At 60.9% G+C, this 13859-nt stretch carries 12 protein-coding genes; 7 read left to right on the forward strand and 5 right to left on the reverse strand.

Annotated elements, in window-relative coordinates:
* Positions 1–177 precede the first annotated feature (177 nt).
* From ACEWFR_RS03570 to ACEWFR_RS03600, 7 genes are read left to right on the forward strand one after another with little or no spacing between them, the layout of a single operon-like run.
* A complete protein-coding gene (locus ACEWFR_RS03570; protein WP_374059744.1) occupies positions 178–4167 on the forward strand; it encodes an ATPase, T2SS/T4P/T4SS family in 3990 nt (1329 codons plus the stop codon).
* Positions 4164–6233, forward strand: a complete 2070-nt coding sequence (locus ACEWFR_RS03575) for a type II secretion system F family protein (RefSeq protein WP_374059745.1) — start codon at positions 4164–4166, stop codon at positions 6231–6233. Before ACEWFR_RS03570 ends, ACEWFR_RS03575 begins: the two co-directional genes overlap by 4 nt.
* A 1-nt stretch (position 6234) precedes the next feature.
* On the forward strand, positions 6235–6777 hold the full coding sequence (locus ACEWFR_RS03580) for a hypothetical protein (protein WP_374059746.1): 543 nt from the start codon (positions 6235–6237) through the stop codon (positions 6775–6777).
* A 4-nt stretch (positions 6778–6781) separates the two neighbouring features.
* Positions 6782–7429 (forward strand): hypothetical protein, encoded by a 648-nt coding sequence (locus ACEWFR_RS03585; protein WP_374059747.1) that lies wholly within the window; start codon positions 6782–6784, stop codon positions 7427–7429.
* On the forward strand, positions 7423–7878 hold the full coding sequence (locus ACEWFR_RS03590) for a hypothetical protein (RefSeq protein ID WP_374059748.1): 456 nt from the start codon (positions 7423–7425) through the stop codon (positions 7876–7878). The genes ACEWFR_RS03585 and ACEWFR_RS03590 overlap by 7 nt, the downstream gene beginning before the upstream one ends.
* Before the next feature lies 1 nt (position 7879).
* Positions 7880–8365 carry a hypothetical protein gene (locus ACEWFR_RS03595; protein ID WP_374059749.1) on the forward strand — a complete coding sequence of 162 codons (486 nt, stop codon included), beginning with the start codon at positions 7880–7882 and terminating at the stop codon, positions 8363–8365.
* Positions 8362–9156, forward strand: a complete 795-nt coding sequence (locus ACEWFR_RS03600) for a hypothetical protein (protein WP_374059750.1) — start codon at positions 8362–8364, stop codon at positions 9154–9156. The genes ACEWFR_RS03595 and ACEWFR_RS03600 overlap by 4 nt, the downstream gene beginning before the upstream one ends.
* A gap of 14 nt (positions 9157–9170) precedes the next feature.
* Here ACEWFR_RS03600 and ACEWFR_RS03605 read toward each other — a convergent pair whose 3' ends face one another.
* The 5 genes from ACEWFR_RS03605 to ACEWFR_RS03625 all read right to left on the reverse strand — a co-directional run bounded on the left by ACEWFR_RS03605 (position 9171) and on the right by ACEWFR_RS03625 (position 13850).
* The gene (locus tag ACEWFR_RS03605) at positions 9171–10397 is read right to left on the reverse strand and encodes a hypothetical protein (protein ID WP_374059751.1); all 1227 of its coding nucleotides are present in this window, start codon (positions 10395–10397) and stop codon (positions 9171–9173) included.
* A gap of 129 nt (positions 10398–10526) precedes the next feature.
* Positions 10527–11471 (reverse strand): protein-glutamate O-methyltransferase CheR, encoded by a 945-nt coding sequence (locus ACEWFR_RS03610; RefSeq protein WP_374059752.1) that lies wholly within the window; start codon positions 11469–11471, stop codon positions 10527–10529.
* Positions 11468–11983 carry a chemotaxis protein CheD gene (locus ACEWFR_RS03615; RefSeq protein ID WP_098723923.1) on the reverse strand — a complete coding sequence of 172 codons (516 nt, stop codon included), beginning with the start codon at positions 11981–11983 and terminating at the stop codon, positions 11468–11470. The genes ACEWFR_RS03610 and ACEWFR_RS03615 overlap by 4 nt, the downstream gene beginning before the upstream one ends.
* Positions 11980–13248 carry a chemotaxis protein CheC gene (locus tag ACEWFR_RS03620; RefSeq protein ID WP_374059753.1) on the reverse strand — a complete coding sequence of 423 codons (1269 nt, stop codon included), beginning with the start codon at positions 13246–13248 and terminating at the stop codon, positions 11980–11982. Before ACEWFR_RS03620 ends, ACEWFR_RS03615 begins: the two co-directional genes overlap by 4 nt.
* Entirely contained in the window at positions 13245–13850 is a 606-nt protein-coding gene (locus ACEWFR_RS03625; RefSeq protein WP_273740443.1) for a chemotaxis protein CheC, read from the reverse strand. The genes ACEWFR_RS03620 and ACEWFR_RS03625 overlap by 4 nt, the downstream gene beginning before the upstream one ends.
* Positions 13851–13859 lie beyond the last annotated feature (9 nt).

The following is a 13859-nucleotide window of genomic DNA, read 5'->3' on the forward strand; positions in this document are numbered from 1 at the left end:
CAGAGACGAACCGTTCTGAGTTTCGTGGCGTCACGCTGAATTCGATAGTAAACGGAACCTCGAGTGACGTGAGACCACGAAGCAACGCAGAAACGGTCGAAACCCGTACGCGCAGAATTATCAGAAATGGTAATGGGCGGATGAATTTTTTGAGGGGTGACTGTTTGGATAGCTGCAATGGCTATTGACGAGGCCGACCAATCGGATGCCGGGGACTTTTCTGAGGGGGAGGCGTCCGACCCTGCGTCGGAGGACGAACGGGCCCACGAGTCGGAGCCGATATCGAACTCGGCCATCCGCGTTGGGACGTATACGTGGGAAGACTTTATGGGCGAATACGGATACAGCGACGAGTCATCCGTCCTGTATCCGGACGATCCCGAGCCGGCCGACGCGGACGATCAGCTCGGGCTCGACACCGACGAGGATGTCGGAACGACGGTCCCCAGCGGGGACGACTGGAATCAGGTCGAATTCGATCCCGAAGCGTATCTCGGCCATCATCCGGACGACCTCGCGGGCCACGTGTTGCCGATCGCCGGCGACAACGCTGACACGCTCTGGGACCGCTTTTGTGAGTACGCCGACCCCGAAACGACGCCGGTCGTCAAGGATACCTGGACCTGGGAGCACTACAAGTGGGAGTATTACTACGAGGACGACGGGAGTCGCCCACGAGACGGTGACGGCGAGATCATCCGCCACGACGAGGAGGAGGCTCTTGGTTTCGATCCTGACACGGTAAAAGGACACCTTGCGGCCGGCAACGATGCAGCGCTGGAACTCGACGATATCGTCGAGGAACGGACCGTTAACATTCAAGAGGATATCGAGGAAGACGAGTTCTTCTCGACGGTTGCGGGCAATACCACCGTCTCCAATCGCTACGATCTCGAGAAAGCGGTGCCCTTCGAGAAGAAGACCCACTTCCGCGAGATCGAGCGGTACTGGGTAAACAAACCCTACGCCTACGTTATCATCTTCCACTCGGAGAAGGAAAACGAAAAGAAGTACTACATGATCGAGCCGTACCAGAACGAGATCGAGAACGAACTTCAGGAGTTCCTCTCGGGCAAACTCAGGACGGCGATCAAGTACTCCGAAGACGGCATCAAGGAGAAAGCGACCGAAGACGGTCGACGGACGGTTATCGAGGACGAAACGCGGCGGCTTCTCCAGCGATACGATCTCTTCGAGGCGACTTCCGGTGACACCTCAGAGGGGATCCTCGAGACGCTCCGGGGGCTCCTCGACGACGACGAAGACGAGGAAGAAGTCGACAACGGACCGAGTCAACTCGGGGGGATCGAGGTCAGGCCCGAGCCGGCGATTCTTGCGGACGATCCGGACACGTTAAGCGAGTACCAGGTCGAAAAACTGCTCTACCTGCTCAAGCGCGACTTCATCGGGTACGAGCGCATCGACGGCATCAAACACGACATCAATGTCGAGGATATCTCCGTCGACGGCTACAACTCGCCGGTCTTCGTCTACCACTCCGAGTACGAACAGATCATCTCGAATATTTACCACGGCGAGGACGAACTCGACGACTTCGTCGTCAAACTCGCTCAGCGCTCGGGGAAGGGGATCAGTAAACGGCTTCCACAGGTCGACGCGACGCTGCCAGACGGCTCGCGTGCACAGCTCACGCTCGGCAAGGAGGTGTCCGCTCACGGGACGAATTACACCATCCGCCAGTTCAAGGACGTCCCCTTCACCCCGATCGACCTCATCAACTGGAATACCTTCTCGCTCGACGAAATGGCGTTCCTCTGGCTCGCCATCGAGAACCACAAGAGCCTGATCTTCGCCGGGGGTACCGCGTCCGGGAAGACGACCTCGTTGAACGCCGTTTCCCTGTTTATCCCCTCGAGCGCGAAGATCGTCTCCATCGAAGATACCCGTGAAGTCGAACTTCCCCAACGCAACTGGATTGCCAGCGTCACCCGTCCCTCGTTCGCCGACGACGAGCAGGGCGACGTCGACGAGTTCGACTTGCTCGAGGCGGCACTGCGCCAGCGACCCGACTACATCGTCATGGGTGAGATCCGTGGCGAAGAGGGGCGGACGCTGTTCCAGGTGATGTCGACCGGTCACACCACCTACACCACCTTCCACGCCGACTCCGTCGACGAGGTCCTCAAGCGGTTCACGACGGACCCCATCAACGTCTCGAAGACGATGTTCACGGCGCTGGATCTGGTCTCAATCCAGACGCAAACCAGAGTTCAGGGCCGGAAGGTCCGCCGGAACAAGTCCCTGACCGAGATCAACCACTACGAGGCCGAACACGACGAAATCAACGTCCAAGACGTCTACCAGTGGCAGGCCGAGACCGACGAGTACCTCAAGATGGGGGACTCGAACACGTTAGAGGAGATCCAGTTCGACCGTGGCTGGAGCAACGAGAAACTCCAAGAAGAGCTGTTCAAGCGCGAAGTCATCCTCGCATATCTCATCAAGAAAGGGTTAAACACGTACGCGGAGGTCGCCGCGACGGTGCAGGCGTTCATCAACGACCCAGAGACGATCCTCACCCTCATCGCGAACGGCCAGCTCGAGGACAGTCTCGAGGATCTCCGCGAGATGGAGAGCGTCCTGATCGACGTCGACCCGGAAAAAGAGGAGCTCGTCCCGCGTCCGGACGCGAGCAGCGAGACGTACAACCTCTCGATGGACCTCCTCGAGCGGGCCGAAGAGTCCTTATTCGAGGAGTATCGGGGGCAGATCCCGAGCGGCCTCGCGAGCGCCCTCGGCGACGTCGAAGAGGAGAGCACGATTGACGTCGACCGCGCCGACAGCGAGGAGTTCGACTTCGCCGGTGAGGTCGACGAGACCGTCGACGAGGACGAGTGGGAACTCGGCGCCGGCTCGTCGTCGTTCGCCGCCGAAGACGATGACGACGGTGACGAACCGGCGTGGCTCAGCGAAGAGACAGGGTTCGCCATCGGCGGTGACAGTGACAGCGATGAGGCTACTGCGAGCGCGACCGACGCTGCTTCCCCAACCGATGCGAGTCCGTCGGACAGTGGGTCCGACGCCGGCGGTCGTTCGACCGCGATCGAGCCGGCACCCACTGTCGATGAAACTTCGGACACTGCTGCCTCGAGCGGCGGTTCACAGCCCTCGACTGCGCCGGGTACCGAATCGACGGTGGAAACGGGGACAGCCGATTCCGACGCTGTCGCCGGTGAGGAGGCGGAGCCAACAGCGGATCTGTCAGCTGCCTCGAGTCCGCCCGCCGGAGCAGACGGTGAGAGAGCGGATTCGACTCACCACGAATCGACGGTACTCCCGACCGACGACGCCGAGGACGGCGATCTGGGCGGACTGTTCGACGATATGGGCGAGACGATCGACGAACTGGATGATCCCGACGCCGGCCGACCGGAGCGCAGCGAGGAGACGACGACCGCCCAACCGGACACCTCCGGCTTCGACTCGATGTTCCCGGAGGACGACCTCGCTTCGATCTTCGATCCGGATTCGTCCGACGACGAGCCGGCGAACGAATTCGATGCGGAGCCCGACGAGCCCGGTACCACCTCGGCGGCCGCGACCGACGCCGATACCGGCCGATCGCCAGCCTCAAGCGACGCGGACGGACCGGAGACCCCCACGATCGACGTCGACAGCGAGTCAGCCTCCGATCGGGACGAGTCGAACACCGAACCGCCGACGATTGATATCGATGACGATACTTCGGATCCGCCGGACGACGGGGCTGAAGACGCGAACGACGGCACGGAGGCGGCAACCGGCGAGCCGGCAGCGATCGACGACGCCACCGATACCGGTGCCGACGCCGACACCGATTCCGATGGCACTGTCGCCACCGATGCCGACGATGGCACTGTCGCCACCGATGCCGACGATGGCACCGATGCCGAATCTGATACCCCCTCCGACACGGATACCGATGCCGCAATCGGTGGCGACGAGGGCGACTCGATATTCGGCGGCGGATCCGACTCCATCTTCGGCGACGACGAGGACGGAGCCGACGATGACGACGGGTCGCTGTTCGAAGGGAGCGAGACGGATGACGACGGGTCGATCTTCAGAGACGACGATACGGATTCCGGCGACGAACCGACGGACGGCAATACCGGGATTTTCGACGACGAAACCGACGCGGACGGCACTGAAGAGGACGACGCATGAGTCTGCAAACTGACGACAGTGGCGGCTCAGGGATGTCGGCCAGCTCCGACGCGCTGGGTGACCGGTTCTATCCGGTGTACGATCGCCTGTTCGGCGAGGACAACGAGTTCGTCGCCGACATCGAGACGAAACTCGCACAGGCTCGGATGAGCGATACGGTCGAACTCTACCTCTCACGGGCGATCGGAATCGGGTTCATCAGCGGCCTAAGTCTCTGGCTGGTCGGTCTGATGCTCGGCTACGGCATCTTCGCGATCGGTCTCCTCTCGAACGAGGCGCTTATCGGTATTCCGGTCGGTCACGGACTCCTCCTCAGTATCATCGAACTGCTTCGGGTCCCGGCCGTCGTCTTCTTCACCGGGCTGGTGTTCGGCTCGATCGGCTTCGCGATCGGCTTTGGCTCGATGGTCGCGATTCCCTACTCGCGCGCCTCGGCCCGCAAGCGCGAGATCAATATGCTGATGACCGACTCGGTCTCGTTTATGTACGCCCTGTCGGTCGGCGGCCTAAACCAACTCGAGATAATCGAGGCGATGGCCCAGGCCGACGACACCTACGGCGAAGTCGCAAAGGAGTTCCAGAGCATCGTCAAGGAGACCGAATACTTCGATATCGACTACCGGACGGCGATCCGGAAACAGGCACTCCAGACGCCAAGCGACGACCTCTCGCAGTTCCTGACCGACATGCTTTCGATCGTCAACAGCGGCGGCGACATCGAGAGCTTCCTCGAGGACAAGAAAGAAAAGCACATGCGCACCGCGAAGCAAGAACAGGAGCTCACCCTCGAGACGCTCGAACTCTTCGGCGAGATGTACATGACGCTGTCGCTGTTCCCGCTCCTGTTGATCATCATCATGGTCGTCATGAAGATGATACCGAACGCGAACGTGACGGACCAGATGCTCTACATGGTCGTCTACGGACTGATTCCGATGATCGGCGTCGGGTTTCTCGTTCTCGTGTCGACGGTCAAGCACGACGAGCCCGGCGACGGCTACCTCTCGATGGGAAATACCAGTCAACGGACCGAAACCGGACAGAAAGGCGGATTGCTGAGCCTCGGACTCGTCGAGCAGTTCACGGGCGAACACAGCGTCTTCGACCGGGTCAAGAACCGCGAGGGGACCTATGAGACGCTCGAGGTGCTGCGGAAGCCACACCTCTTCTTCCGAGATAATCCGCTGGTTACACTCGCGTTGACCGTGCCACTGGTGTTGGTCATCGTCGTGACAGCCATGGTGAGCGGAGCGGCCCCCACCTCCTGGCAGGGGATGCTCGACAGGCCGATCTGGGGGACGTTCATCTACGTCTATCTCCCCCTCTACATCACGGCGATCCCGCTCTCGATCTTCCGCGAGTGGAACGTTCGACACCGCAACTCCGTCGTCAACAAGCTCTCGGAGGACCTGCGGAAGCTCTCGAGTTCGAACGATACCGGGTTGACCCTGCTCGAGTCGCTCAAATCCGTCTCCGATACCACGAACGGGAAACTCGCTCGCGAGTTCGAGATGATGCATACGAAGGTCAACTACGGGACGAGCCTGAAGGAGGCGCTCATCGAGTTCAACAACAAGTACCACATTCCGCGACTCGCCCGGACAACTCGACTGATCACCGAGGCCCAGGAAGCGTCGAACCAGATCTCGGACGTGCTCCGGACGGCTGCGACTGCGAGCGAGAACCACGACGATATCGAGCGCGAACGGAAGTCCCGGACCCGCATGCAGATCGTGATCATCATCATGACGTTCATGACGGTGCTCGCGGTGATCGCTATCCTCAAGACGCAGTTCATCGACACGATGGCGGGACTCAACGCCGGCGGTGGCGGTGCCGAAGCCAGCTCCAGTGCTGGCGGGGGAAGCGGAATGGAAGGAGCCAACCTCAGCGAGAACATCGACGTCGACATGCTGTCGGTGTTGTTCTTCCACGCGGTGACGCTGCAGGCGATCATCTCCGGATTCATCTGTGGATACATCCGGGATGCAGACCTGTTGAGCGGATTGAAGTACGCGATCGGTCTGTCCTCGATCGCACTCATCGGCTGGATGTTGGTGGCCTAAGATGATCGGGAAACGAACGAACAAACGGGGTCATCGGCTGCAAACGGAGCGACCGGGAACGATTTCGGTCTCCTTCGATGAGCGAGGGCAGACCACGCAAGACTTCGCCGTCGGAATCGGCGTCTTCCTGCTAGCGATCGCCTTCGTCTTCTCGTTTCTGCCGTCGGTCATCACGCCCTTCGACTCGTCGGTCGGTGGGGCCGAGACGGCACAAGCCGATCGGATCGCGGATCTGGTCGTTCACAACGTTTCAACGGAGACAGCAAACAATGTCAGCCGAGATAAGTTCAATGACACATATGTGAACGCGAGCGGAAACCTGACCGAAACGCTTGGTCTTCGGTCTAGCAACGGGAACCAAATCGATCGGGTAAATATACGTTTTGAACCCCTCAATGAGAGCGCACCTCTTGGAAGCTCAAATACGTGGACCGCCGGGGATGCGTACGACAATCAATCAGCGGCCAGTTCGGCGCGGATCGTCACGATAGAGGACGACGGAAAGTGCGATCCCGCATGTAGACTCGTCGTGAGGGTCTGGTAAAACGATGCCCAGCATAGATACCACCGATTCAGAAACCGACCGCGGACAGGCCTACACCCTCGAGGGATTCATCGGTGCGATGGTCGTTCTGATGGCCGTCCTGTTCGCGCTACAGTCGGTCGTGATCATGCCGACGACGGGCGGCTTAGCCGACCGGACGGTTCAGGCGCAGATTCAACAGGAGGTACAGGACGCCCTGATCGTCTCAAACCAGGGCGGGAACCTCTCGGAAACGATTCGGCGGTGGAACGAAAGCGACGGTGGGTTCGAAGGCGCGAATCAGCCACCGGCACCCGATCAGGAAGACACCGTGGAGAATCGAACGTACTCCGTTGACCGGTTCGCGAACGAATCCGACCTCGGACATATTCTGAAGGAACGCTTCGCCGAAAAGGGCTGGAGCTACAATGTGGAACTCCATCCGGAGAGCGGCGGCGAGCGAACGCTCGTGTATCAGGGGAGTCCACCATCAAGCGCCCAGACGGCGAGTTATACGGTTACGCTGTACGAAAATCAATCGGTAACGTCCGAGAGCGGCAACGACGACACTCTCGAAGAGGCCGAGAGCGATAGATATGCGGTTATTCCGCGCGAACACAAGGATGACACACCGCTGTACAATGTCGTCGAAGTTCGGGTGATACTATGGTAAGTGAACGTCGCGAGCGCGCACAGGTAATCCTCATCGGTGCCATCGCCCTCGCGTTCATCATTCTTGGTATCGTCGTCGTCTTCAACGGCGTTCTCTACACGGAAACCTTGTCCTCGGGCGGGACGAGCCAGAGCGCGAGCGACGCTGACGTCATCGAACTCGAGATCGAGCAAGGTGTCGGCTGCCTCCTTGAACGGGTCGAGAACGAATCTGCCCAGAACGGAACCGATTTGCAGAATCAAACAAGAGAGAATATCTCGGCGTTCAGTTCGTCCTATCAAAATACGACTGTTCGGTCGACGACAACGTCTGTGAATCTCAGCGCCATTGAGGTACACACCAGCGACACCAACAAATCTCATATCGAGAATGCAAGTCTAACGATTGAATACTACTCAAACAGCCTTAGTTACAAACAAAATCGAACCATCGTAACGGGGTGCCCGTGAAATGGATCCGATCGAGACACAACCGGGACGGGATCGTGCGGTCTCGATCACGATCACCCACGTCCTGACGATAGGCATCACGACGATCCTCATCGCCATGTTGCTGACCAGCGCCGGGACCATGCTGGAAACCGAGAAGGATCGCAGTGCTGACTCCTCGCTCGAGACGATTGGTGAGCGACTGGCCGACGAAATCGGTAACGTCGACCAGATTGGAAACCAAACGGCGGATAACGTGACCGTCAGGACCGATCATCCGCGAACGGTCGCGAACTCGCGGTACACTGTCGAGTTGCTCGAGGGCTGTAGCGCACCCTTGCTTGAGGGGAACACCGATTGCGTGAGGCTGACGGCACAGGACGTCGATGCGACCGTCCACGTACCGATCAAAACCACTGCGACTATCAACGAGAGTTCGACGGCCGGCGGAACGATCGAGATAGTCTCCGAGAGCGGCGAGATACACATCGAGGACGGGAGCCAATGAGACGGACGCATCCGAAGACATTGATAAAGCGACGGGATCACGACCGCGCGGTATCCGATGTACTCGCGTTCATCCTCGTCTTCGCGATCATCCTAAGTTCCGTCGCGCTGCTGTCGATGACCGGTTTTCAGGCAATGGAGGACTATCAGGAGGGCGAGCAACTGAAAAATGCCGAACGGGCGATGGACGCGCTCGCGGTGAACTTTAACGATGTCGTCCGGTACGACGGGATCGAACAGCGCTACGGTGAACTCTCACTTCGGGAAGGGACGGTCTCGACCGGTGATTCCGGGACGAAGCTAAACATCTCGATCAGTGGCAGGGATCCAATTGGGACCGACAGTGGTGAGTTCGTCGGCTACGGAGACGGAACGACTGCCGATCTCGGCGAGTTTTCGTATACGACGAACGGAAATCGTATCGCGTACGAAGGCAGCGGTCTCGTTCGAGGGGACGAGTCGGAATCGTGGAGCACCGTCCTCAAACGCCCGCAGTTTCGGTGTGGCGACGACATCGCTATCATCTCGCTTGTAACGATTTCGGCGGACGATCGATCGATACAGAGCAGCGGTGGTCTCGGACTCACGATGTCCGTCGAAGATCGAAGTAGCAAAGTCTACACCGGTGAGGACAACGTTTCGATAACAGTAGTCGACTCCGCGTACGAAGACGCCTGGAATTCGACGCTCGAGAGCGGTGGCTGGGGAGATACCGCTCCACGAACGTGTGAATTCGACGGCGGCTCTGGACGAGTCGTCGTCACGATTATCGACGCGAACCTCGAGTACTGATCGCTAACTCCTCTTTACTCCGTCTCCCAGTCCCCGGTGAGCATCGCTCGCAGTCCCGCTCGAGCGGCCAGCGCCTCGACACGGGCGGCACGCTCGTCGACGTTGCCCGCGGTTTCGAGAACGAGGCCGTTCGCGAGTCGTTCCGGGTCGTCCATCGGCGAGCCGTCGGCGCGGGTTGGGTCGGCGTTGAGAACCGTTCGTTCGCCCTCATCCGAGGACCAGGGGACCTCGACGCCGGCGAGCCCGTGCTCGAGGAGGTAGTCGGCGGCCTCCACGAGTGCCCCTGCAGACGTCGAGTGGCCGATCGCACCGATCGAGCTCCGATCGTTGAAGAATCGAACGACGTATTCGCCATCCTCGTCGCTCTCTCGCTCCCGGCTTTTGTCGTCATCCGTCTCCGTATCGGTCGTCGTCCGGGTCGAGTCCCCGTCTCGAGCGGGAGTTCCCGATCGGTCGGCGTTGCCGGTCGCATTCAAACCGTCTGTCTCGCTTTCGGGAGCTGTATCCGCACTCGAGTCCGTGTCGACGGCCCGCTCACTCGGCGACTCGTCCTCGCTGATCGTCGACTCGCTGAACTGGATCGAGACGTCCGTGGCGTCGTCCGGTGACGTTCTTCCGTCTTCGGTGAACGCGACGACGAGCTGATCGAGGAATCTGTCAGCCGCGGCTTCGAACTCGTCAGCGTAGAGCTCACCCTGCGCGGTGTCGTCCGCGAGGCCCTCGGCGATCGACCCGACGAGCCTCGGCCGTTCGACCGCGAGCCGTCTGGCGACGTGGCCCCGGGTGTGTCGTCCGAGTCGCTGTCCGACCGCTGCCCGCGAATAGTCAGCGATTATCGACTCGTTCGCGGGGAGTTCGGCGCGCTCGAGCGCGTGGTATTCGACGTCCGTCGTCCCCGCCAACAGGAGGTACTGGCGGCCGTTCGTGTAGATCGCGCGGTCGACGCCCGTCCACACCATCGCCCGCCGAAGGGTGTTCGCTCGCGGCTCCTCGAGCGAGTCAGTCGCGGACTCGGTGGCGACGAACAGACCCGGCACCGAGTCGACGGTCGGCACGTACTCGAGACGAACGTCGTCGACGATCCGATCGGTCACGCACGACTCGGCGCGGACGGTCCAGCCAAGCGTCTCGAGGAAGGGCTCGACGAGCCACGTTCGAGTCTCCCGCAGGGTGGTGGGCGGCGAGGAATCGACCAGCGCCGCGGTACGGGCGACGAACGCATCGAGGTCGAGCGAAGGCATTCGTCGGATGTATTCGGCGGACCAACATGTAACGATTGGTTGTCTTCCACCTCGCGAACCCGCGTCGTCTCGATCGCAGTCGAAACCTGAAATCAAAACCTCCCGTTACGGATGTCGGTAGCCGACGAATTAGGATTCGGAACTCGAGTTCGAACGCCGGGTGAGTCGGTCAGCATCCGAACCGTTGCCCTCTCGCTGGTAAATCCGCAGGCGCGCCTCGCGGACGTCGAACGCCGACTTGAGTGTCGGCGGAATCGTCTCGGCCTTGCCGATGACGAGGTAGCCGTCCCGTCGAAGCGACCGCGCGATCGTCTCGAGCATCGACTCCTTGTACGCGTTGTCGATGTAGATGAACAGGTTGCGACAGATGACGAGGTCGAATCCCGACTTCGGCTCGTCGTTGATCAGATCGTGGCGCTGGAAGCGGACGGATCGTTTCACGGCGTCGCCGATCCGGTAGGTCCGGCCGTCGACATCGACATAGCGGTGATAGTCGTCGAGAAAGGAAAGTTGGTCGTCCAGATCGATGGTCCGCGATTCCTCGTAGACCCCGTTCCGTGCCGTCTCGAGCGCCGGGGAACTGATGTCCGTCCCGAGAACGGAGACGGCCGACTCGTCGATTTCGGGGTCGTCGTGGGCGAGCATCGACACCGAGTACGGCTCCCGGCCGTCGGCACAGGCGGCGCTCCAGACCCGGACCCTGTCCCCGGTCTCGGAGAGTCGCCGGAGGATCGTCCGAATTCCGGCCCAGACGTCCGGGTTGCGAAAGAACCCCGTGACGTTGATGCTCAGCGCCTCGAGGAGCGCGTCCTGTTCGTCCGGATCAGAGCGAAGCGTTTCGAAGTACGTCGCGTAGCTGTCGTTCTGGGTGCGCCGCATTCGAGAGGAAACGCGGCGATCGAGATAGCTGTCGTTGTAGTGGCTCGTCGCGAACGCCAGTTCGTCCTCGACGAATTCGAGAAGGGTGGTAAACGCGTCGTCACTGGCGACAGCTTCCTCATCGTCAGCGTCGGAACCGGTTCCGGCAGCGCCGTTGGCGGTCGTGTCCGTATTGCCACCGCCGTCGCCGATCACAGCTCCGTCACTCCGTTGTCGCCGTCCGAGGTCTTGATGGTGAGCACTCCCGTTCCCGGCGTGAATTCGACGGTCCGACCGTATTCCCCACCGACGTCTTCCGCCTCGAGCGGGACGCCGAGCTTCTCGAGTTCGCTCTTCGCGGCGGCGATGTTTCGCTGGCCGACGCCCTCTCCGAAACTCTCGAATTCGAACATATCGCTGCCGCCGGCGATCTTCGCCTCAACGGTAGTGTAGTTAGCACCCTGCTCGACCATCCGGCGCAGCAATGCGCGGATCGCCGTATCGGCGTACTTCCCGGGTTTGCGGTCGCTGTTATCCGCGGCGTCGCCGTCGGGCAACATGACGTGTGCCAGCCCACCGATTCCCGATCCGGGATCGTACAGCGCGATGGCCAGGCACGAACCCAGCCCGTAGGATTTGAGCGTGTCGTCGCCGTCACTGACGACCAGTTCCGAGATGCCGACCTGGACCGGCGTCGGTGCGCCCGGTTCGGTACCGTAGGTCTTCATGTGGTATCGACTTCCTGAAACTCCGCCGTCGTCGGGGCCTCCTCGATCCGATCGACATCGAGGTTGTTCAGCGCCCGCTCAAGGTCTGACTCGTCGGGGATCGCGTACACTTCACAGTCGAACTCGCGGCCGTCGGCCATGACGACGGTGTCGAAGACGAACGCGAAGTCCTGATTCTCGCCGAGTTGGATGATCACCGGATCGACGGCCGCCGCGCCGATGTCGTGGATGAACTCCGGCGGCGAGTGATCGATCGTCGTATCGAGGACGTTCGCCCAGCCGTCGAGAAAGCCACTGGCCATGATGTTTCCCAGTTCCTTGATCGCGCTGGTCCCCATCTCGCCGAAGCCGTCCTCATCGACTTCCATCGGCACCATCGCGTCGACGATTTCGTGGGCCGACTCCTCGTCGAACAGGAAGAGCAGATAGCCGCTGGGCATTCCGTCGAACTCGAAGGCGACGCCGACGAGTTTCTCGTTCGCTACCTGTTCCGGAATCGACTCGAGCGAGACGAAGTTGAGCCGACGGATCTCGACGCTGGTGTCGATCCCCGTCAGCGTGGTCGCCGTCTTGGCGACCTCCTCGGCACCCCGCTCAGCCATCCGGTCGAAGCCATCGAGTTTGTCGTACTCGATGCCCTCGCTGGTTCGCAGTCGCTCGAGGAGCGTCGCCATCGACTCGCGTTTCGGGAAGAGGTAGTGACTGAATCCGACCTCGGTGCCGACGGTCTCGATCCGGCTCTGGAAGAGCAAGGCGAGATCGTCGTCGCCCGGGGCCTCGTCGATGTCACCGAAGAACGGCTCGGCGGATTGGCCCTCGACGAACTCCGGCGTCGAGACGTCGATGACCGCCTCGAGCACGTCGGCCCAGCCGTCGATGAAGCCGCTGTTGATGATGTGGCCGACCTCGGTCGCGGCGCTTTCGGTCATCTCGTCGAACTCGGTAATCTCGCCGACATCGGTGTTGACGTCCGCGTCGGGATCCGCTTCCGCGAGCAGCGTTTCGACGATACGGAACGCGTTCTCGCGCTCGAAGACGACGACAGAGTAGCCCTCGATCGCGCCGGTCAGCTTGACCCGGACGCCGACCTTCTCGGTCGAGTCCTCGAAATCGCGCCGGATCTCTTGGCCCCGCATGAAGTTGAGTTTCGTCACGCCAAGTTGCGTCTCGACGCCGAGCATGTGCGTGAGTCGGCCCGCCGCGAGGCCGGCCCCCTCTCGAGCCATTCGGTAGAACGTACCAAGCGCGTTGACGTCGAGTTTCATGCGGGGTGGACTTCGATGCCGTTGACCATTTCTACGAACTCTTCGAGGTCAGGGAATGCGTAGATCTCGGCTTCGATCTGGTAGCTCGGGACCGACAGGTCAGAGTCGAAGAACAGCGCGAGGTCGTCGCCACCGAGCCCGGCCGTCCGGGTGACGATGTCACCGGTCGGCGCGTAGACGAGCTGGGGGGCGGCGATATCGATCGCGCGCCCGAGCACGTCGGCCCAGCCGTCGATGAAGCCGCTCGCCATCATGTTCCCCATCTCCTCGACGGCGCTGCGGGCCATCTTGCCGGAGACGTCTCCCATGTCGTCGACGACGTCGCGAAGCATGATCGCCGTGATCTTCTTCGCACTCGCCTCTGGGAAGAGAATGAGGATGTGTCCGTGTGGCGGGTCCAGTAGTCGGACGCGGACGCCGACTCGCTTCCCGCCGTCGAGCTGAGACCCGATGTCGTCGACGTCGATGAAGTTCGTCTTGGTCACCTCCATCTGGGCGTCTTCGCCGGTCAGTTTACTCATGTTGTCGGCGACGCCGTTCGTCCCGACCTTCGCCATCTCGTTTATGAAGCTCAGCTTTCGAATGTCGACCATCATCGTCATAGATTCCTC

The organism is Natrinema sp. H-ect4, assembly GCF_041894845.1.
GTDB lineage: Archaea > Halobacteriota > Halobacteria > Halobacteriales > Natrialbaceae > Natrinema.

Bases quoted from the DNA above. Each gene is read 5' to 3' on its own strand.
- ACEWFR_RS03570 (WP_374059744.1), top strand. From the start codon at position 178: ATGGCTATTGACGAGGCCGACCAATCGGATGCCGGGGACTTTTCTGAG.
- ACEWFR_RS03575 (WP_374059745.1), top strand. From the start codon at position 4,164: ATGAGTCTGCAAACTGACGACAGTGGCGGCTCAGGGATGTCGGCCAGC.
- ACEWFR_RS03580 (WP_374059746.1), top strand. From the start codon at position 6,235: ATGATCGGGAAACGAACGAACAAACGGGGTCATCGGCTGCAAACGGAG.
- ACEWFR_RS03585 (WP_374059747.1), top strand. From the start codon at position 6,782: ATGCCCAGCATAGATACCACCGATTCAGAAACCGACCGCGGACAGGCC.
- ACEWFR_RS03590 (WP_374059748.1), top strand. From the start codon at position 7,423: ATGGTAAGTGAACGTCGCGAGCGCGCACAGGTAATCCTCATCGGTGCC.
- ACEWFR_RS03595 (WP_374059749.1), top strand. From the start codon at position 7,880: ATGGATCCGATCGAGACACAACCGGGACGGGATCGTGCGGTCTCGATC.
- ACEWFR_RS03600 (WP_374059750.1), top strand. From the start codon at position 8,362: ATGAGACGGACGCATCCGAAGACATTGATAAAGCGACGGGATCACGAC.
- ACEWFR_RS03605 (WP_374059751.1), bottom strand. From the start codon at position 10,397: ATGCCTTCGCTCGACCTCGATGCGTTCGTCGCCCGTACCGCGGCGCTG.
- ACEWFR_RS03615 (WP_098723923.1), bottom strand. From the start codon at position 11,983: ATGAAGACCTACGGTACCGAACCGGGCGCACCGACGCCGGTCCAGGTC.
- ACEWFR_RS03620 (WP_374059753.1), bottom strand. From the start codon at position 13,248: ATGAAACTCGACGTCAACGCGCTTGGTACGTTCTACCGAATGGCTCGA.
- ACEWFR_RS03625 (WP_273740443.1), bottom strand. From the start codon at position 13,850: ATGACGATGATGGTCGACATTCGAAAGCTGAGCTTCATAAACGAGATG.